Source organism: Aeromonas sp. 159 (genome assembly GCF_963862045.1).
Taxonomy (GTDB): domain Bacteria; phylum Pseudomonadota; class Gammaproteobacteria; order Enterobacterales; family Aeromonadaceae; genus Aeromonas; species Aeromonas veronii.
In genome coordinates, this window is sequence record NZ_CAWLMI010000085.1 from 1 (window position 1) to 18,783 (window position 18,783).

The window sequence follows — 18,783 nt, forward strand, 5'->3', positions numbered from 1 at the left end:
GCTGCTGCTGACCACCGGAGAGACCGAAGGCGTTGTCGTGCAGACGATCCTTCACCTCGTCCCACAGGGCCGCACCGCGCAGGGAGCGCTCGGCCGCTTCATCCAGAGTGCGACGATCGTTGATCCCCTGCAGGCGCAGACCATAGACCACGTTCTCGTAGATGGACTTGGGAAACGGGTTCGGGCGCTGGAACACCATGCCCACCTGACGGCGCAGGGCGGAAACATCAACGCTCTTGTCATAGATGTTGTGGCCGTGCAGTTGGATTTCCCCCTCAATGCGGCAGATCTCCACCAGATCGTTCATCCGGTTGATGCAGCGCAGCAGGGTCGATTTGCCACAGCCTGACGGGCCGATAAAGGCGGTCACCTGCCCTTTGGGGATCTTCATGTTGACGTTGAACAACGCCTGCTTGCTGCCGTAGTACAGGTTGAGATCCTTCACCTCCAGCGCGGTCTGCTCCGGGGTCAGGTTGAGCAGGTCCAGCGCGGTGTGCTGGGTAGACGTGGTCGTTACGTTGATCATCTGTTACCTCAAAATCTATCTGGAGTGGCCGGACAGCTGCCGGCGCCCCTCACGTATTGGTGCAGAGAGATGGCGGCTCGCGCTCGGCCGCCCCTCTGTTATCTCACTCTTGTATCACTCAAGCGGCGCCGGATTAATGCTCCAGCGACCGGAATTTCTCGCGCAAGTGGTTACGAATACCGATAGCGGTCAGGTTCAGACCCACGATCACCGTCACCAGCAGGAAGGAGGTGGCGTAGACCAGCGGGCGGGCCGCCTCGACGTTGGGGCTCTGGAAGCCGACGTCATAGATGTGGAAGCCCAGGTGCATGAACTTGCGCTCCACATGCAGATACGGGAAGTTGCCATCCATCGGCAGGGTCGGTGCCAGTTTTACCACACCCACCAGCATCAGCGGCGCCACTTCACCGGCTGCACGGGCAATCGCCAGAATAAGGCCGGTCATGATGGCCGGGCTCGCCATCGGCAGCACAATGCGCCACAGGGTCTCGGCCTGGGTCGCGCCCAGTGCCAGCGAGCCCTGACGGATGGTGCTCGGGATCCGCGCCAGCCCCTCTTCGGTGGAGACAATCACCACCGGCAGGGTCAGGATGGCCAGGGTCAGCGCCGACCAGATCACACCGGGTGAGCCAAAGGTCGGGCTCGGCAGCGCTTCCGGGTAGAACAGCTGGTCTAACGAACCGCCGAGTGTGTAGACGAAGAAGCCCAGACCAAACACGCCGTAAACGATGGATGGCACGCCCGCCAGGTTGATCACCGCAATGCGGATGATCTTGGTCAGGCTGTTCTTGCCCGCATATTCGTGCAGGTAGACTGCCGCTACCACCCCCAGCGGGGTCACGATGATCGCCATCAGGAACACCATGAACACAGTGCCGAAGATGGCCGGGAACACCCCGCCCTCGGTGTTGGCTTCACGGGGATCGTCAGAGACGAACTTGCCGATCTGGTGGAACCAGTGACCCACCTTGGCCAGCAGGCTCATGTCGTTGGGCCATACCACGTCCAGTACCTTGGACATCGGCATGGTCACCAGCTCGCCACGCATATCCTTGACGGTGATGGCGTCGCGGTCCGCTTGGCTACGCAGTGAGAAGAGCTCTTTTTCCAGCACCTGATAGCGATCGTTGAGGGCCTGACGCTCGCTGGCCAATTCGGCTTTGAGCTGATCGGTCAGCTTGTCATCCAGCTCGGCCTTGCGCTCTTTCAGGCGCAGCCGCTCCAGTTGATAGTTGATGCTGCCGATGTCCCCTTTTTGCAGATCGTTGGCCTGTTCTGAAAGGGCATTGGCTCGCGCCAGCACCCGCTGCAGGGCAGGATGCAGATCAGAGGTGAGCTCGCGGCCATCCTCTTTCACCCCGACGATATAGCCATAGAAGTTGCCGTTGGTGGCACGCTCAACCATGGCCAGCTCAGCTGGCTGGCTCTGGGACTTGATGTCCGTCTCCAGCACCCAGCGAAAATCGAGGTCAACGAACTCACGGTTGCCGGTCTTGACCAGATAGCGGGTCAGCAGCTCGCGCTCTTCCCCTTCCAATGGCAGACCTGCAGCGCGCAGTCGCTCCACCGGTACCTGCTCGCGATCGTTGATCTCGCCGATCAGTACGCTCTTGTTGCCGCTGGCATCTTCCAGCTGCCACTCATAGATGGGGTGCGGCCAGAAGTAGACCAGACCACGCCAGCCGATCAGCAGCAGCAGACCCAGTACCGCCACCAGACTCAGGCTGACGGCACCGCCGGTCATCCAGATCCAGGGGGCCCCTGATTTAAACCACTTACCCATTGTCGATTCCTTGTCCATTACAGAGTCGCCCCTTACATCGAGCTGTATTTTTCACGCAACCGCTGACGGACAAACTCGGCCAGGGTGTTGAACAAAAAGGTGAATACAAACAGGACGAAGGCCGCGAGGAACAGTACCCGATAGTGGGAGCTGCCCACTTCCGATTCCGGCATCTCCACCGCGATGTTGGCGGCGAGGGTGCGCAGCCCCTGGAACATGGAGAAGTCCATGATGGGGGTGTTGCCGGTAGCCATCAGCACGATCATGGTCTCGCCCACGGCGCGGCCAAGACCCATCATCACCGCAGAGAAGATGCCCGGGCTCGCAGTGAGGATCACCACCCGGCTCAGGGTCTGCCACGGGGTGGCCCCCAGCGCCAGCGAGCCCTGAGTCAGATGCTTGGGCACCGAGAAGACTGCATCTTCAGCGATGGAGAAGATGGTGGGGATGACCGCAAAGCCCATGGCGATACCGACCACCAGCGAGTTGCGCTGGTCAAACTTGATGCCCATTTCGTGGGTCAGCCAGATGCGCGAATCGCCGTGCATAAAGGCATTCTCGATAAGCGGGCTCAAGGCGAAGGCACCCCAGCCAATCAGCAGCAGCACCGGGATCAGCAGGATGGCGTGCCACCCCTCCGGCAGCCAGGACTTGCCGCGCTCCGGCAGATAGTTCCAGAGCAATGCAGTCAGCAGCATCCCCATCGGCAGCAATATCAGCAGCAGGATCACCCCGGGCAATGCACCCTCGATGATCGGCGCCAGCCACAGACCCGCCAGGAAGCCCAGGATAACGGTCGGCAGCGCCGCCATGATCTCGACCGTCGGCTTGACGTATTTGCGCAGCCCCGCCGACATGAAGTAGGCGGTATAGATGGCACCAGCCACGCCGAGCGGCACAGCAAACACCATGGCGTAGAAAGAGGCTTTCAGAGTACCGAATACCAGCGGCACCAAACTCAGCTTGGCTTCAAAGTCGTTGCTGGCGGAGGTGGATTGCCACACATACTGGGGCTCCGGATATCCTTCGTACCACACCTGTTGCCAGAGGGCAGACCAGGTCACTTCGGGGTGTTCGTTCTCCACCGAGAAGAGCTTGAAGCTGTTCCCTTGCTGCATCAGCAACAGGTTGTGACGGGGGGAGATGGCCAGGGCAGAGAGTTCACCCCCTTCCACCGTCTCGGTCAGCAGCTTGGTCTCGCCGGTGGCGTGGAAGAAGCTGATGATGCCGTCCTTGTCGGCACTGATGAAGCCTTTGCGAAAGTGCTCGGGAGTCAGCAGATCTACCGCGCCATCGCCCTTGAAGTCACGAATTTGGGTGAACTGGCGTTTGCCATCCTTCGCCACTTCGAACCACTGGGAGATGACGCCGTTGTCATTACCCACCAGCAGTGAAGAGGCGCCGGAGAGCAGCTGAACCCGGGTCACATTGGCGTTGGGGGCATTGATCTCCAGCACGTTGCGCAGGGAGATTTCGCTCAGGTTATGAATGTCATAGACGGAGAGGCGATTGCCCTCGCGCACGAACAGGATCCGCAGATTGGGGGTCAGCAACATCTGATCCACATGGCGCGGCAGGGAGGGAATCGTATAGTTTTCACTGCTCCACTCAATCTCCCCGGAGATGAAGTTCTCCTCACCGCTCATCACCGTCATCACACCACGACCATCTTCGGTCACGGCGGCGGTCGCCATCTTGTCCTTGGTGGCTTCGAACACCATCAGTTGCAGTGCCTTCCCTTGCGGGTCGATCACCACAGGCTCTTCGCCGAAGGGATATTGCAGGCTGGGTTCAATCACCCGCACATCGTTGGGATAGGAGACCTTGAACGCTGGCTGGACGACCTGCGCCTTGCCATCGGCAAAGCCGTAAGCGATCAGCCGCTGGCCCGGTGCCGGGGTCGCTACCGTGGTGATGTCACCAGCAACCTGGGCCTGACCCAGTGACTGGCCGACCTTGATCTTGTCATCTCCCTGCACCGCAAAGAAGTTGACCTGCCCTTTATCGCTGAAGCGATAGCCGATCTCGTTCTGCTCTTCCACGCCGAGCCAGGCGGTCTTCCCTGCGGCAGGCAGGGTAAACGAGGCGGTCGGCTCCATGGAGGCGCCATTGAAGATGGGTTTCACCACATAGAGCAGATAAAAGAAGATAAGCAGCAGCGCCACCAGTACCAGGGCTCCGCCTGTGGTGACGCCATATTTGGCCAATTTATCCTTGATCCGGCGTTTTCTACTGCCCGCCATGACCAGGTTTAACGATTCCGATGACATGCAAGACCTCAATGTAAGCTAGGCTTCGCGGCATTATATGGCGGTTGCATGACAGTTTTGTTACATCGAGAACGCTTTAACAGAGGTTGTTAGCGGAAAAATAGGCGGGGATCCCTTCGAAGGCGGTAGAGCGTAATGTATTGTTTATAAAGGGATATTTATGCTGATAATCAGCAAGGGCAGCATGCGCTGCCCCCGAATCATTCAGGAAAGGGTATCGTTTGATTGTTGCAGCGCCAGTTTGGCCGCCTTTTTCTCGGCGCGTCGGCGCTTGAAGAAGGCCGACAACTGGGCCGAGCAGGCATCGGCCAGCACACCGCCGGTCAGCTCGACGCTGTGATTGTGGCGCGGGTCCTGCAAGATCTCGAACACCGACCCCGCGGCACCGGTCTTGAGATCTCGGGCGCCGTAAACCACCCGCTTGACCCGGCTATGGATCAGCGCACCGGCACACATACAGCAGGGCTCCAGCGTCACATAAAGAGTGGTGTCGAGCAGGCGGTAGTTCGCCAGCTGCTTGCCCGCCGCCCGGAGCGCCATCACCTCGGCATGGGCACAGGCATCGTGTTCGCTGATGGAGCGGTTCCACCCCTCTCCCACCATCTGACCATCCAGCACCAGTACGGCACCGACCGGGATCTCGCCAATCCCTTCGGCCCGGGCGGCCAATGCCATGGCATGGCGCATCCACTGTTCGTCCTGCTCGGTTTGACTCTGTGCCTGACTCGGTATTTCTGGGACCTCTGATGGTTTCACGCCCATCCCCTCTTTATATTGTTCAATTGTGCTGTTTGCATTCCAGCTATCCATACCTGTCAGATGATTCCATAGATAGCAGGCATGATAGCTCGCGGAGACAGGGCGGCGATTATGCCAAATCTGCACGTCAGACCCAAGCCACATCCCGACTGAGCAATAAAGAAGCAATCGGCATCTCTATGATAAAAAAGGAGTTGCACCCGTTTGGCCATGCTATTAGACTTCCTCCCCGTCAGCCGAGTCTGACTCCGTCGGTGTGTAGCGCAGCCAGGTAGCGCATCTGCATGGGGTGTAGAGGGTCGGAGGTTCGAATCCTCTCACACCGACCATTTTCCCCGAGAATAGCCCAGTCAAACGACTGGGCTATTTTTTTGCCTCCGATTTATCCTCCTGACAGCGCCAGCCTACCAAGAACAAAAAACACTCAGAACCACTTGAATCTTTTTGCCGAACTCATTAAGATGCGCAACTTTCCGCCGGTAGACAACACAGGGAGGTGGAAACACGAGTGAAGGGATCACTGTCCGGCTTGCGTGCAACACAGGACCAGGCATGAACCAGAACACCGATTTCGCACCCGCCATTACGCTTTATTCCGTTCCTCACGACACCCCTTGCCACACCGAAAGCGAAAATGAACAGGTCATCCACCTGGATGTGATCGATCTGGCCGAACCGGATGATGACTATTGAGCACGGCCAGATGGCTGTTCAATCACCGGCACATCGCCTGTTCAACGCTCTCCGTTTCAGGCCCTTGGCGAGAAATCTGCAAAAAACGACAAACTGCTAATTCTATCAAGGATGGCAGTATTATTGACTGATGTATCTCCCCCTTCCCTCTCCGGCATTCCCCCCGACAACTGATACAAACCTACGTTATTGCGCTTCACTTTTCATAGCTGCAACCGCTGGTGCCAACAGAGCCTGCATCACCACACCAAGTTTAAAACGCACGTTCACCAATCAGGTCTAGCATTAGCAAAACATTCATTGCCACATTCAAACGCGCTTTATACGGCTGTTTTGGCAAAGCCTGGAGTTAGGTCGGGATTTGTTTTTGCATTTGTAATTTTATTACGTAATAAGTTACAAAGCGAGGGGCTGGGTAACGGCCCAAATTAGCCGTTGTCCGATGGGAAAAAGCAGGAGCATAACCATCTGCGTAGAGCTTTTATACCAACCCAATAAAGCAATAAAAAACATAAACTTAACTATATCCAAAAAACAGGCGTTTAAAAAAAACTGTTGACGTACTCAACAATATTTCGCACCTTATCAATCGTGTTACCCCGTTGTTGCGGGAACGTTTCAGGAACAGGAATTCGACTTTAGTCGTAGTTAGTAAGTTCAAAATGTAATTCTCAAAGGAGTGAACCTTATGTCGGCACCGGCTCAGACCCACTGCAGCGCCCGCCTTCGCATCCAGGGCGAGATGCTGCCCGAATACGCGCAAATTCTGACGCCGGACGCGGTGGCTCTGGTCTCCGAACTGGTGGAACGTTTTGCTCCCCAAAGAGGGGAATTGCTGAAACAACGTGTGGCACGCCAGGCCCGTATCGATGGCGGCGAGCTGCCGGACTTCCTGCCGGAAACCGCCCACATCCGTGAAGGTGACTGGACCATTCGCGGCATTCCCGCCGACCTGCAAGACCGCCGTGTGGAGATCACCGGCCCGGTCGAGCGCAAGATGGTGATCAACGCCCTCAACGCCAACGTCAAGGTGTTCATGGCAGATTTCGAGGATTCACTGGCTCCCGCCTGGAATAAGGTGATCGAGGGCCAAATCAACCTGCGAGATGCGGTCAACGGCACCATCTCTTACACCAGTCCGGAAGGAAAGGCCTACACCCTGACCCCCAATCCGGCGGTGCTCATCTGCCGGGTGCGCGGTCTGCACCTGCCGGAAAAACATGTCACCTTCGATGGCGAGCCCATCCCCGGCGGCCTGTTCGATTTTGCTCTCTACTTCCTGCACAACTACCAAGCGCTGCTGGCCAAAGGCTCGGGCCCCTACTTCTACGTGCCCAAGTTGCAGAGCCATCTGGAAGGGCGTTGGTGGAGCGAAGTGTTCGCCTGGACCGAGGACAAGTTCGGTCTGCCCCGCGGCACCATCAAGGCCACCGTGCTGATTGAAACCCTGCCGGCCGTATTCGAGATGGATGAGCTGCTCTATCAGATGAAGGATCACATCGTTGCACTGAACTGCGGCCGCTGGGACTACATCTTCAGCTACATCAAAACCTTGAAGAACCATCCGGATCGCGTCCTGCCTGATCGTCAGGTGGTGACCATGGACAAGCCGTTCCTCTCCGCCTACTCGCGGCTGCTGATCAAGACCTGCCACAAGCGCGGAGCGCTGGCGATGGGCGGTATGGCTGCCTTTATTCCGGCCAAGGACGCTGCCGTTAACGAGCAGGTCTTCGCCAAGGTCAAAGCCGACAAGGAGCGCGAAGCCAACAACGGCCACGACGGTACCTGGGTCGCCCACCCTGGTCTGGCCGATACTGCCATGGCGGTGTTCAACGCCACCATTGCGGCGGGTGCCAAGAACCAGATCGGCATGCTGCGCGAGCAGGATGCCCCCATCACCGCCGCCGACCTGCTGGCACCCTGTGAGGGCGAGCGGACCGAAGCAGGCATGCGTACAAATATCCGGGTCGCCCTGCAATATCTGGAAGCCTGGATCAACGGCAACGGCTGCGTGCCCATCTACGGTCTGATGGAAGATGCCGCCACCGCCGAGATCTCCCGTACCTCCATCTGGCAGTGGATCCGCCACGGCAAGAGCCTGTCGAACGGCAAAGTGGTGACCAAGGAGCTGTTCCGCCAGATGCTGGCCGAAGAGCAGGAGGTGGTCAAAGCCGAGGTAGGTACCGAGCGCTGGCAGGCTGGACGCTTTGCCGAGGCAAGCGAACTGATGGAAGAGATCACCTGCGCCGATACCCTGATCGATTTTCTGACGCTGCCCGGTTACGAGCGGCTCTGAACTCCGGGCCTCCCCAGCGGAGCCCGCCAATAACAAGTCAATGGAAACGTGAAATCAATGAAAGAGGGAACTGATATGGCACTGACCCGTGAGCAACAGATCCAGGCTATCGAGAAAGACTGGGCGGAAAACCCCCGCTGGAAAGGGATCAAGCGCGGCTACAGCGCCGAAGATGTGGTGAACCTGCGCGGCAGCTTGCAGCCGGTGCACACCCTGGCCCAACGCGGCGCTGACAAGCTGTGGGAACTGATCCACGGCGACGCCAAAAAAGGCTACGTCAACTGCCTCGGCGCCCTGACCGGTGGTCAGGCAGTGCAGCAAGCCAAGGCGGGGATCGAAGCGATTTACCTCTCCGGCTGGCAGGTGGCGGCGGACAACAACCTGTCCTCCACCATGTATCCGGATCAGTCCCTCTACCCGGCCAACTCGGTGCCGTCAGTGGTGGAGCGCATCAACAACTCCTTCGCCCGTGCCGACCAAATCCAGTGGGCCAACAAGGTTGGGCCGCAGGACGAAGGCTTTATCGACTACTTCCTGCCGATCGTGGCCGATGCGGAAGCCGGTTTCGGCGGCGTGCTGAACGCCTTCGAACTGATGAAGGGGATGATTGAAGCGGGCGCCGCTGGCGTGCACTTCGAAGATCAGCTCGCTTCCGTCAAGAAGTGCGGCCATATGGGCGGCAAGGTGCTGGTACCGACTCAGGAAGCGGTGCAGAAGCTGGTTGCCGCCCGTCTGGCAGCCGATGTCTGCGGCACCACCACGCTAGTGATCGCCCGTACCGACGCCAACGCCGCTGACCTGTTGACCACCGATGCCGATCCGTACGATTCAGACTTCCTGACTGGCGAGCGCACTGCCGAAGGGTTCTACAAGGTTCGTGCCGGTATCGATCAGGCCATCGCTCGCGGTCTGGCTTACGCCCCCTACGCCGATATGGTGTGGTGTGAAACCGCCAAGCCGGATCTGGACGAAGCGCGTAAATTTGCCGAAGCGATCAAGGCCAAGTTCCCGGATCGCATCCTGGCTTACAACTGCTCCCCGAGCTTCAACTGGAAGAAGAATCTGGACGATGCCACCATCGCCCGCTTCCAGCAAGCGCTCTCCGACATGGGTTACAAGTACCAGTTCATCACCCTCGCGGGTATTCACAACATGTGGTTCCACATGTACGAACTGGCCTACCAGTACGCCCGTGGCGAGGGGATGAAGCACTACGTCGAGATGGTGCAGGAGCCGGAATTTGCCGCCGCCAGCCGTGGCTATACCTTCGTGGCACACCAGCAGGAGGTCGGTACCGGTTACTTTGACAAGGTGACCACCGTCATTCAGGGTGGCCAATCCTCGGTAACCGCGCTGACCGGCTCCACCGAAGAAGATCAGTTCCACTGATAGGCAGAGCCCTCTTGAGATAGCAAAACCCCGGCCTGAAGCCGGGGTTTCTTTTTGAAAGGCCCTTCTCCCGAAGGGAGAAGGAACAAAGCTATAGAACCGGTTCACGGTCTGTGACGAGAGGTCGTCAGCGAGGTGAAGAGCAGCGCAGGAACCGGAGTGTATATGGATACATGAGGATTCCGAGCAGCACATGAGCCTTGCTCACGGCCTCGCAGTAAGAACGTAGCCAGGTTCTCAGAGCTCGAGGATCTCTTTGACAAAGGGAATGGTGAGCTTGCGCTTGGCGCGAAATGAGGCGTTGTCGAGCTGATTGAGGGTGGTGAGCAGGGTGCGCATATCGCGGGAGAGTCGGTTGAGCAGGAAGCGGCCCACATCGATGGGCAGTTTGAAGCCCCGCAGCTCGGCACGCAGCTGCAGGGCACTGAGCTTGCCTTCATCATCCAGCTCTTCGAGATGAAAACTGACACCCCAGTCGAGGCGCGAGGCGAGATCCGGCAGTTGCAGCCCCAGTTTGCGCGGAGCGCTGCAGCCGGTGACCACCAGCGTCCCCTCGCCCTTCTCCTGCCAGCGATTGTAGAAGTCGAACAGCGCCCGCTCCCACACGGCATTGCCAGCGATCGCCTCAAGGCTGTCGAGACAGACCAGCGGCAGGCTTTCGAGGGCATCGAGCATGCTGGGATCGAGCTGTTCAAACTGATCGAGGGAGAGATAAGCCGCCGCTGCATCGCGGGCGTTGACCTCGGCACAGGTGGCGTGGAGCAGATGAGAGCGTCCGGATCCCTTGGCCCCCCAGAAATAGAGGAAAGGCGATCCCTGACCGATGGCCGCGTTTTTGAGGGCGGTGATCAGATGAGCATTGTTGCCGGGATAAAAACTGACGAAGGTTTCATCATCCGGTAGTTGTACGGCTAAAGACAGTTGGGCCGGTTGCTTCACTCGTTGGGCTTTGACTGTGACATTTGTGGCTAAGTGTATCATCGCAAAGGCAGATAGAGAACCGCCCGGGCAAGCCGGGCGGTCTACAAAAGCCTTATAAAATCAGGGCTGCGACCATTGGTAACGCAAACCGCTGCCATTATCGTCAACCTTGCGCAAACGACTCTCAAGCTGCAGCGCCCGCACCAGCTCGGCCTGCTCCCCTTGCAGGGTAAAGTTGAAGGTGACCTGGTCCCCCTCCAGCTTGCCGATCGCCACCTTGCTGACGTTGGCCATCCCCTGCAGCATCTTCTGCACGGCGATCATGCTGTCCACTTCGGAGAGGCCATCTACCACCAGGGTCTGGCTGGTTGCCGGACCAGAAATGCGGGCACCGTAGTTTTTCACCAGCCAGGCCGCCAGGGTATCAGCAAACCCTTGCGCCACTTCGGCCTGAGTGCCGGCGCTATTGCCACGGGTCAGCTCGGCCACTTCACCGGCCGCCTTGGGGCCGTAGAGTCCCCAATCGATGCTCCACTTGTCACCTTCTGGTGTCAGCTTGCCCAACACAACCATCTCGGCGCCATAGCGCTGGCTTGCCTGCAAAATCGGGTCGGCAAAGCGTCCCCAGACGTCGGTGGCACTGACCGCCATGTTGTCATCGAGATCCATCAGCGGAATGCTGATGGGTAGCCCCAGCGTCTGGGCCTGCTCGCGCAAGGCTTGCGCCCAACCATCGCTGGATTGATCCGCCAGCAGGCGACGCTCCCCCTGATCCACCACCAGCCAGATCGCCATCTGGGGACGAGCCGGGCCAAGCAGGGCATACTGGCTCTCGGAGACCAGGCTGTTGACCTTGTCACTCTTGAACTCGGCTTTCAGATACTTGACGGAGTCCTGATCCTGATAGCCATAGCTTTTGACATAGTCGCCCGGGGCCGCCAGCGCCTTGACCACCACAGGTTGGGTGAGGATGTCGCGCTTGCCGGTGACCTTGATCAGCACCTGACCGAGAGCCTGCCCTTGAGCGGCCACCATATCGCCACTGGTCGGGGCCTTGCCCTGATAGAGGTCGGTCACCTGAGCGGCCGAGGCCATGAATGACAAGCCGCAGCAGAGGGCGGTCACAACACGTTTGAACATGAACAGAGTCTCGAAATGGGAGAGTGTGCTTATGGTAGCGGCAAGGCGCATCCTGCGGCAAGGCTGGCACAAGCGGCCACAAACAGCAGAGCCGGCGATGCGCCGGCTCCGATCACCCCTTCCACATGGGAAGCAGGTCAAGGCATAAACTTATTTGGTACCGAAGATCTTGTCGCCTGCATCGCCCAGACCCGGCACGATGTAGCCTTTATCGTTCAGCCCCTGGTCGACAGAAGCGCAGTAGAGCTCTACGTCAGGGTGAGCCGCTTCCAGCGCTTTGATCCCTTCCGGCGCGGCAACCAGTACCAACACCTTGATGGATTGGCAGCCTTTCTTCTTCAGCAGATCGATGGTGGCGATCATGGAGCCGCCGGTGGCCAGCATCGGATCGATGACCAGCGCCAGACGCTCTTCGATGTTGCTGACGATCTTCTCGAAATAGGGAACCGGTTGCAGGGTCTCTTCATCGCGGTAGATACCGACCACGCTGACGCGGGCACTCGGCATGTGCTCCAGCACGCCATCCATCATGCCAAGGCCGGCACGCAGGATCGGTACGACGGTTACCTTCTTGCCTTTGATCTGGTCAACTTCTACTGGCCCATTCCAGCCATCGATGATAACCTTCTCGGTTTCGAAGTCAGAGGTCGCTTCATAGGTCAACAAACTGCCCACTTCTTTGGCCAGTTCACGGAAACGCTTGGTGCTGATATCGCCTTCACGCATCAGACCGATCTTGTGTTTGACCAGGGGGTGTTTGACTTCAACGACTTTCATTATTATCTCCTCTAACCTGCCGCAAAAAAATCGCGGAATCATACAACAAAAGCCACCGCTTGTAGAGCATTTCCGCGCAAAAACGCGCAAACGATTTCCTTTCTGGTTTTTCACCGCCACTGTTAGAATACGCCCCGAATTTTACCCTCCACTTCTTTATATGACGGGGAATACTCGTGACTGACAAAACCTCACTGAGCTACAAGGATGCTGGCGTAGATATCGATGCCGGCAATGCACTGGTTGAACGTATCAAGGGCGTGTCAAAGCGCACTCGTCGTCCTGAAGTCCTTGGTGGTCTTGGCGGCTTTGGGGCCTTGTGTCAAATCCCTGCGGGCTACAAGGAGCCGGTACTGGTCTCCGGTACCGATGGTGTGGGCACCAAGCTGCGGCTGGCCATCGACCTGAAGAAGCACGACACCGTGGGCATCGATCTGGTGGCCATGTGCGTCAATGACCTGATCGTACAGGGCGCCGAGCCGCTGTTCTTCCTTGACTACTATGCTACCGGCAAGCTGGACGTGGACACCGCGGCAGCAGTGGTCACTGGGATCGGTGCCGGTTGCGAGCAGTCAGGCTGTGCCCTGGTCGGCGGCGAGACCGCCGAGATGCCGGGTATGTATGAAGGGGAAGACTACGACATCGCCGGTTTCTGCGTCGGTGTGGTGGAGAAGAGCGAAATTATCGACGGCAGCAAGGTCGGTGAAGGGGATGCCCTGATCGCCCTGGCCGCCAGCGGCCCCCACTCCAACGGCTTCTCGCTGGTGCGCAAAATCCTGGAAGTCTCCAAGGCCGACGTGCATCAGCCGCTGGGTGACACCACCCTGGCCAACGCGCTGCTGGAGCCGACCCGCATCTATGTGAAACCCGTGCTCAAGCTCATCAAGGAGTGCGAGATCCACGCCCTCTCCCACATCACCGGCGGTGGCTTCTGGGAGAACATCCCCCGCGTATTGCCTGCCAACACTCAAGCGGTGATCGACGAGCAGAGCTGGCAGTGGCCGGCGGTGTTCAGCTGGCTGCAGCAGGCTGGCAACGTCACCCGTCACGAGATGTATCGCACCTTCAACTGCGGCGTCGGCATGATCATCGCCCTGCCCGCCAACCAGCTGGAGAAGGCGCTGACCCTGCTCAAGGCAGAAGGGGAGAACGCATGGCACATCGGTCATATCGCCAAGGCAGCAGACGGTGAGGAGCAGGTCGTCATCAAATGATGCGGATCCTCGTCCTAATCTCCGGCAGCGGCAGCAACCTGCAGGCGATCCTCGACCACTGCGCCAGCGGCAAGATTGCCGGTGAAGTGGTCGGCGTTATCAGCAACAAGGCCGATGCCTATGGTCTGGTTCGCGCCAAAGAAGCGGGGGTGGCGACCTCCATTCTGGCCCAGCAGCAGTTTGCCAGCCGGGAGGAGTATGACGCCGCCCTGCTGGCGCTGATGGCAGATTATCAGCCGGATCTGGTGGTACTGGCGGGGTTTATGCGGATATTGAGCGGCGATCTGGTGCGCCATTTCGCTGGCAGAATGATCAATATCCACCCCTCCCTGCTGCCCAAGTATCAGGGCCTGCACACCCACCAGCGCGCCATAGATGCCGGTGACAGTGAACACGGCGCCAGTGTCCACTTCGTGACCGAAGAACTGGATGGCGGCCCGGTGATCCTGCAGGCCCGCGTGCCCATCTTTGAAGGAGACACGGCGGACGAGGTAGCGGCACGAGTACAGGCGCAGGAGCACAGCATCTACCCGCTGGTGGTGCGCTGGTTCTGCGAAGGCAGGCTGCAGATGGTGGACGGCGCTGTGCAACTGGATGGCGCCCTGCTGGGCCTCGCTGGTTACGCCTGCGAGTAAGCAGACGTCTTGTCGAAATGTGAAAAAGGAGGCCGATGGCCTCCTTTTTATTTCCTGAATTTTCCCACCACAGGCACAGGCTTAAACCTGTTCACGACCTGCAGCGAGAAACCGTCAACAAGGTGAAGAGCAGCACAGGAACCGGAGCGTATAGACATACGTGAGCACTCTTTGCTGTATACATAAGCGAGCAGCACATGAGCCTTGATCACGGTTTCGTAGCCAGATCGTGGACAGGTTTAGACCGGATTGTCGATATCGATAAAGGTAACATCCAGCCCATGCACGGTCGCCAGCCACTCCCCCAGCGCCTTGACGCCGTAACGCTCGGTGGCGTGATGGCCCGCGGCGTAGAAGTGCATCCCCATCTCGCGAGCAGTGTGAATGGTCTGCTCGGAGGCTTCACCGGAGATAAAGGCATCGATGCCCTGCTCCGCCGCCAGATTGATGTAGCTCTGACCGCCACCGGTGCACCAGGCCACGGAACGGATAAGCTCGGGGCCGCTGTCGCCACAATAGAGTGGTTCACGGCCAAGGCGCTCGGCAATCAGCTTGGCAAAATCGCTGCCGCTCATCGGCTCTTCCAGCTTGCCGACCATGGCGACGCTCTTGCTGTTCCACGGCTCCAGACCGCGGCGTACCTTGATGTCGAGCAGCTTGGCTAGCTGGGCGTTGTTACCCACCTCGGGATGGACATCCAGCGGCAAATGGTAGGCAAACAGGTTGATATCGTGGGTCAGCAGGGTCTTGAGCCGACGCTGCTTCATGCCGGTGATCTGGGCCGGTTCACCGCTCCAGAAGTAGCCGTGATGGACCAGAATGGCATCGGCTTCGGCAGCCACCGCCGCGTCGATAAGCGCCTGACTGGCGGTGACACCGGTCACCACCTTGCGAATGCGCTCGCGCCCCTCCACTTGCAAGCCGTTGGGGCAGTAATCCTTGATGGCGTGCGGTTCGAGCAGATGGTTCAGTACGGTTTCGAGTTTTCGATGAGAGATCATAGGGGTCCCTTATTAAGGCTCGGTCCCCTGCTTTACCAATAAAAACAGGGCCCAGGCTCAAAGCGCCAAGGGCCCCATGATAATCGAGCCGGGCCGTCAAGACCATGACAGCCCCCACACAGTGCGGTTTCCCTCCCGGCCTCAGGCTGGCAGGTCGATCCCCGCCTCCCGCATCTGGGCCAGCTTGTAGCGCAGGGTGCGCGGGCTGATGCCGAGCCGATCGGCCACCGCCTTGCGGCTGCCGTTACAATCTTGCAGGGTGTCGAGGATGATCTGGTGCTCCTGCTGCTTGAGCTCGCTGCCGAGGCGATCGCCGCCATAGCTGCGCTCCACGCTGACAAACTCCATCTCCTGCTCGTCCAGCTCTTCCAGAATGAGGTGGTCACAATCAATGACCCCGTCGGGGCTGAGGATCAGGGCGCGCTGTACCACGTTGTCCAGCTCCCGCACATTGCCGGGCCAGGGGTGGGCCAGCAGTCGCTCCCGCGAGGCGTCCGTCAACTGTGGTGTCGGCAACCCCTGCTGACTGGCATGAAGCGCCAGCAGATGTTCCGCCAGCGGCAGAATATCACCGGGCCGCTCGCACAGGGCAGACCAGCGCAGCGGAAAGACGTTGAGGCGATAGTAGAGATCTTCACGAAACAGGCCATCCTGCACCGCTTTTTTCAAATCCCGGTTGCTGGTGGCGATGACCCGCACATCCAGCGGGATCATCTTGCGACTGCCGAGCCGCTCCACCTCTTTCTCCTGCAACACCCGCAGCAATTTGGCTTGCAGCCCCTGATCCATCTCGGTGATCTCGTCGAGCAGCAGGGTGCCTCCCTGCGCTTGTTCGAACTTGCCCGGGCACCCCTGTACCGCACCGGTGAAGGCGCCCTTCTCGTAGCCAAACAGGGTAGCCTCCAGCATGTTTTCCGGAATGGCGGCGCAGTTGATGGCGACGAAGGGCTGCTCAGCGCGGCTGGAGTTGTCATGAATGTAACGGGCCAGCACCTCTTTACCCGTCCCGCTCGGGCCGGTCACCATCACGGTCGCTTCGCTTCTGGCCACCCGGGTCGCCAGCTGGAACAACTCGGCAGTTTTGGGGTCCCCGTAAACCACGGCACGTTTTTCCACCTTCTGAGCCGGCACATAACGGCTGACCTGATTGAGCAGCACCTCCGGCGAAAAGGGCTTGGCCAGATAGTCGATCGCCCCTTCGCGCATGGCGCGCACCGCGCCGTCGATATTGGCGTAGGCGGTCATCAGCAGCACAGGTATCTGCGGATATTGCTGGCGGATGGTAGCCAGCAGGGTGAGGCCGTCCATCCCCCCCATCTGGATATCGGAGATCACCATGTCAAACGGCTGACGGGAGAGGGTCAGCAGAGCCCGTTCGCCGCTGTCCGCTTCACGGCACTCATAACCGCCGAGCAAAAGGGTATCCACCAGCGCTTCGCGCAGGCCATTGTCATCTTCAACTACCAGGATCCTGGCCTGTGTCATGCTACACCTCCAAGCTGCACCGGTTGCTGGTGCAGGGGGAACGACAGAGTAAAGCAGGTGCCTTCACCGGGAACCGAGGCCACACCGACCTCCCCCTGATGGGCACGCACTACAGATTGCACCACCGCCAGCCCGAGACCAGTGCCTTGGGAGCGAGTGGTAAAGAAGGGTTCGAATACCTGACCGAGCTGATGGGAAGGGATCCCCTTGCCATTATCGATGACCCGCATCTCCACCCGGGCGCCACTGCGCACCGCGCTGACCAGCAGCGAGGTGGCCCCTGCCTGCTGGGCATTGGCAATCAGGTTGTTGATGGCACCCGCCAGCGCACTGCTGTTGGCCAGCAGACAGAGATCGGGCTCTGGCGCCTCCATGTGCAGCTCGCAGCCCTGCTGCTGGCAGAAGGCCTCGGCACCAGCCTGCACTTCGGCCAGCAGCCCTTGTACCGAGATGGGGGTGACCACCTGATTGTCGCCATTGCGGGCGAACAGCAGGATGTCGTTGATCTGCTTCTCCAGATCCTGCAAACGGGCCATCAGCTTTTGCTGAAACTGAGTGCGAGATTCCGGCTTGAGGGTGCGGTTGGCCAGGTTGGCGGCATAGAGCATGGCAGCGGAGAGCGGCGTGCGGATCTGGTGGGCAAGCGAGGCCGCCATATTGCCCAGCGCCGACAGCCGCTTCATGTGGTTGATGCGGTCTTGCAGTTTACGGGTTTCGGTCAGGTCATTGATAAAGACCAGCTGGCCGGGCTGATCCGGCAGCGGTTGGGTCGAGAGCTGCACCCGGCGCCCGTCGCGCAGGGAGATCTCGTGACCATCATCCTCCCGCGGCTCAAAGCAGCGGGCAATGATGTGGCGCCAGAGCTCCCCTTCCAACGGCTCCCCCAGCAAGGAGATGGCCGCCGGATTCGCGCGGGTGACCACCCCTGCCCCGTCAAGCAGCAACACCCCGGTGGGGAGCGCCTTGAAGATGGCATAGAGCTGGCTCACTTCGTGGGACTGGAGTGGCATGTCCTGCTGCTGGATTGTCATAAACCTGACCTCAAACTGGCTATTGGGTCAGGTTATTCAATTTCCATGCCACTAAATTATATTAACTAAAACAATGGATTGCGTATTGGCGTCAAGGCTTTGACCATTAGACGTCCTTGCTCATCCCGTACTTTTTCATCTTCTCCACCAGGGTAGTACGCCGCATGCCGAGCAGATCGGCGGCGCGGGCCACCACCCCGTCCTGAGACTCCAGCGCCTGACGGATCAGCTCCACTTCAAGGTCGGCCAGCATCTCTTTGAGGTTGACCCCCTCCTCCGGCAACTGCATGGTGCGGGCCGAGGCGAGGGAGTGATCCAGCTCGGGCGGATCCTGAAACACCGCTGCCAGCGCATCCCGCTCATCCATCTCGGTCAACCGCTCATCCCGCGGCTCGCTCGGCAGCAGGCGATAACGGCTCGGCAGATCGGCTACATCGACGATCTGGTGCGGGTAGAGGATCAGCAGCCGCTCCAGCAGGTTGGATAGCTCGCGCACGTTGCCGGGCCAGGGGTACTGCATCAGCGACTCCAGCGCCCGCTGGGTCAGCCGGATAAAGCCGTGGTGCTGCTCGGTATGGCGGTTGAGCAGCTCCTGCAGCAGCAGCGGGATGTCATCGATGCGATCCCGCAGCGGCGGCGTCTCTATGGGGAAAACGTTGAGGCGGTAGTAGAGATCTTCGCGGAAACCCTGAGTGCGGATCATCGCCTCCAGATCCCGGTGGGTCGCCGCTATGATGCGCACATCGGCCTGAATGGGCTTGCCGCCACCAACCCTGTCGAACAACCGCTCCTGCAACACCCGCAGCAGTTTGACCTGCATCGGCATCGGCATATCGCCGATCTCGTCGAGGAACAGGGTGCCC

At 59.3% G+C, this 18,783-nt stretch carries 16 protein-coding genes and 1 tRNA gene; 6 read left to right on the top strand and 11 right to left on the bottom strand.

Translation table 11 applies throughout. The features are described 5' to 3' along the window. The 4 genes from AACR14_RS14565 to tadA all read right to left on the bottom strand — a co-directional run. The coding region (locus AACR14_RS14565; protein ID WP_019446687.1) for a phosphate ABC transporter ATP-binding protein at nucleotides 1–526 on the bottom strand (526 nt) is incomplete at its 3' end. 133 nt (nucleotides 527–659) lie between these two features. Continuing rightward, nucleotides 660–2,309, bottom strand: a complete 1,650-nt coding sequence (pstA, locus tag AACR14_RS14570) for a phosphate ABC transporter permease PstA (protein ID WP_019446688.1) — start codon at nucleotides 2,307–2,309, stop codon at nucleotides 660–662. Between the two features lie 32 nt (nucleotides 2,310–2,341). Next, nucleotides 2,342–4,579 (bottom strand): ABC transporter permease subunit, encoded by a 2,238-nt coding sequence (locus tag AACR14_RS14575; RefSeq protein WP_019446689.1) that lies wholly within the window; start codon nucleotides 4,577–4,579, stop codon nucleotides 2,342–2,344. Between the two features lie 204 nt (nucleotides 4,580–4,783). Further along, on the bottom strand, nucleotides 4,784–5,341 hold the full coding sequence (gene tadA / locus AACR14_RS14580) for a tRNA adenosine(34) deaminase TadA (protein ID WP_050547844.1): 558 nt from the start codon (nucleotides 5,339–5,341) through the stop codon (nucleotides 4,784–4,786). A 249-nt stretch (nucleotides 5,342–5,590) separates the two neighbouring features. Here tadA and AACR14_RS14585 point away from each other — a divergent pair. From AACR14_RS14585 to aceA, 4 genes are all read left to right on the top strand, one after another. Then, nucleotides 5,591–5,667 (top strand) — tRNA-Pro (locus AACR14_RS14585). Nucleotides 5,668–5,890: 223 nt separating this feature from the next. Then, nucleotides 5,891–6,031 (top strand): hypothetical protein, encoded by a 141-nt coding sequence (locus AACR14_RS14590; protein WP_019446691.1) that lies wholly within the window; start codon nucleotides 5,891–5,893, stop codon nucleotides 6,029–6,031. A 688-nt stretch (nucleotides 6,032–6,719) separates the two neighbouring features. Continuing rightward, entirely contained in the window at nucleotides 6,720–8,327 is a 1,608-nt protein-coding gene (gene aceB / locus AACR14_RS14595) for a malate synthase A (protein ID WP_019446692.1), read from the top strand. Nucleotides 8,328–8,402: 75 nt separating this feature from the next. Beyond that, nucleotides 8,403–9,716, top strand: a complete 1,314-nt coding sequence (aceA, locus tag AACR14_RS14600) for an isocitrate lyase (RefSeq protein ID WP_019446693.1) — start codon at nucleotides 8,403–8,405, stop codon at nucleotides 9,714–9,716. A 237-nt stretch (nucleotides 9,717–9,953) separates the two neighbouring features. Here aceA and hda read toward each other — a convergent pair whose 3' ends face one another. The 3 genes from hda to upp all read right to left on the bottom strand — a co-directional run bounded on the left by hda (nucleotide 9,954) and on the right by upp (nucleotide 12,554). Next, entirely contained in the window at nucleotides 9,954–10,655 is a 702-nt protein-coding gene (gene hda / locus AACR14_RS14605) for a DnaA inactivator Hda (protein ID WP_013723920.1), read from the bottom strand. 102 nt (nucleotides 10,656–10,757) lie between these two features. Then, nucleotides 10,758–11,777 carry a DUF2066 domain-containing protein gene (locus AACR14_RS14610; protein ID WP_019446694.1) on the bottom strand — a complete coding sequence of 340 codons (1,020 nt, stop codon included), beginning with the start codon at nucleotides 11,775–11,777 and terminating at the stop codon, nucleotides 10,758–10,760. Between the two features lie 150 nt (nucleotides 11,778–11,927). Beyond that, entirely contained in the window at nucleotides 11,928–12,554 is a 627-nt protein-coding gene (gene upp / locus AACR14_RS14615; RefSeq protein WP_019446695.1) for a uracil phosphoribosyltransferase, read from the bottom strand. A 176-nt stretch (nucleotides 12,555–12,730) separates the two neighbouring features. Here upp and purM point away from each other — a divergent pair, with 176 nt between their 5' ends. Further along, on the top strand, nucleotides 12,731–13,768 hold the full coding sequence (purM, locus tag AACR14_RS14620; RefSeq protein WP_019446696.1) for a phosphoribosylformylglycinamidine cyclo-ligase: 1,038 nt from the start codon (nucleotides 12,731–12,733) through the stop codon (nucleotides 13,766–13,768). Further along, the gene (purN, locus tag AACR14_RS14625) at nucleotides 13,765–14,403 is read left to right on the top strand and encodes a phosphoribosylglycinamide formyltransferase (protein ID WP_019446697.1); all 639 of its coding nucleotides are present in this window, start codon (nucleotides 13,765–13,767) and stop codon (nucleotides 14,401–14,403) included. The genes purM and purN overlap by 4 nt, the downstream gene beginning before the upstream one ends. Nucleotides 14,404–14,642: 239 nt before the next feature. On the opposite strand, the gene AACR14_RS14630 is transcribed toward purN, so the two are convergent. From AACR14_RS14630 to AACR14_RS14645, 4 genes are all read right to left on the bottom strand, one after another. Next, nucleotides 14,643–15,404 carry a Nif3-like dinuclear metal center hexameric protein gene (locus AACR14_RS14630; protein WP_019446698.1) on the bottom strand — a complete coding sequence of 254 codons (762 nt, stop codon included), beginning with the start codon at nucleotides 15,402–15,404 and terminating at the stop codon, nucleotides 14,643–14,645. Between the two features lie 141 nt (nucleotides 15,405–15,545). Beyond that, nucleotides 15,546–16,889 carry a sigma-54-dependent transcriptional regulator gene (locus tag AACR14_RS14635; protein ID WP_019446699.1) on the bottom strand — a complete coding sequence of 448 codons (1,344 nt, stop codon included), beginning with the start codon at nucleotides 16,887–16,889 and terminating at the stop codon, nucleotides 15,546–15,548. Further along, the gene (locus AACR14_RS14640) at nucleotides 16,886–17,920 is read right to left on the bottom strand and encodes a sensor histidine kinase (RefSeq protein ID WP_005334126.1); all 1,035 of its coding nucleotides are present in this window, start codon (nucleotides 17,918–17,920) and stop codon (nucleotides 16,886–16,888) included. Before AACR14_RS14640 ends, AACR14_RS14635 begins: the two co-directional genes overlap by 4 nt. A gap of 106 nt (nucleotides 17,921–18,026) precedes the next feature. Then, nucleotides 18,027–18,783 (bottom strand): sigma 54-interacting transcriptional regulator (locus AACR14_RS14645; protein WP_019446700.1); only part of this gene is annotated, 757 nt, incomplete at its 5' end.

What these genes read in the sequence shown, in the direction of transcription:
- purN (WP_019446697.1), top strand. Translation starts at nt 13,765, where the DNA reads ATGATGCGGATCCTCGTCCTAATCTCCGGCAGCGGCAGCAACCTGCAG.
- AACR14_RS14590 (WP_019446691.1), top strand. Translation starts at nt 5,891, where the DNA reads ATGAACCAGAACACCGATTTCGCACCCGCCATTACGCTTTATTCCGTT.
- AACR14_RS14630 (WP_019446698.1), bottom strand. Translation starts at nt 15,404, where the DNA reads ATGATCTCTCATCGAAAACTCGAAACCGTACTGAACCATCTGCTCGAA.
- aceB (WP_019446692.1), top strand. Translation starts at nt 6,720, where the DNA reads ATGTCGGCACCGGCTCAGACCCACTGCAGCGCCCGCCTTCGCATCCAG.
- AACR14_RS14575 (WP_019446689.1), bottom strand. Translation starts at nt 4,579, where the DNA reads ATGTCATCGGAATCGTTAAACCTGGTCATGGCGGGCAGTAGAAAACGC.
- pstA (WP_019446688.1), bottom strand. Translation starts at nt 2,309, where the DNA reads ATGGGTAAGTGGTTTAAATCAGGGGCCCCCTGGATCTGGATGACCGGC.
- AACR14_RS14610 (WP_019446694.1), bottom strand. Translation starts at nt 11,777, where the DNA reads ATGTTCAAACGTGTTGTGACCGCCCTCTGCTGCGGCTTGTCATTCATG.
- aceA (WP_019446693.1), top strand. Translation starts at nt 8,403, where the DNA reads ATGGCACTGACCCGTGAGCAACAGATCCAGGCTATCGAGAAAGACTGG.
- AACR14_RS14640 (WP_005334126.1), bottom strand. Translation starts at nt 17,920, where the DNA reads ATGACAATCCAGCAGCAGGACATGCCACTCCAGTCCCACGAAGTGAGC.
- upp (WP_019446695.1), bottom strand. Translation starts at nt 12,554, where the DNA reads ATGAAAGTCGTTGAAGTCAAACACCCCCTGGTCAAACACAAGATCGGT.
- AACR14_RS14635 (WP_019446699.1), bottom strand. Translation starts at nt 16,889, where the DNA reads ATGACACAGGCCAGGATCCTGGTAGTTGAAGATGACAATGGCCTGCGC.
- tadA (WP_050547844.1), bottom strand. Translation starts at nt 5,341, where the DNA reads ATGGGCGTGAAACCATCAGAGGTCCCAGAAATACCGAGTCAGGCACAG.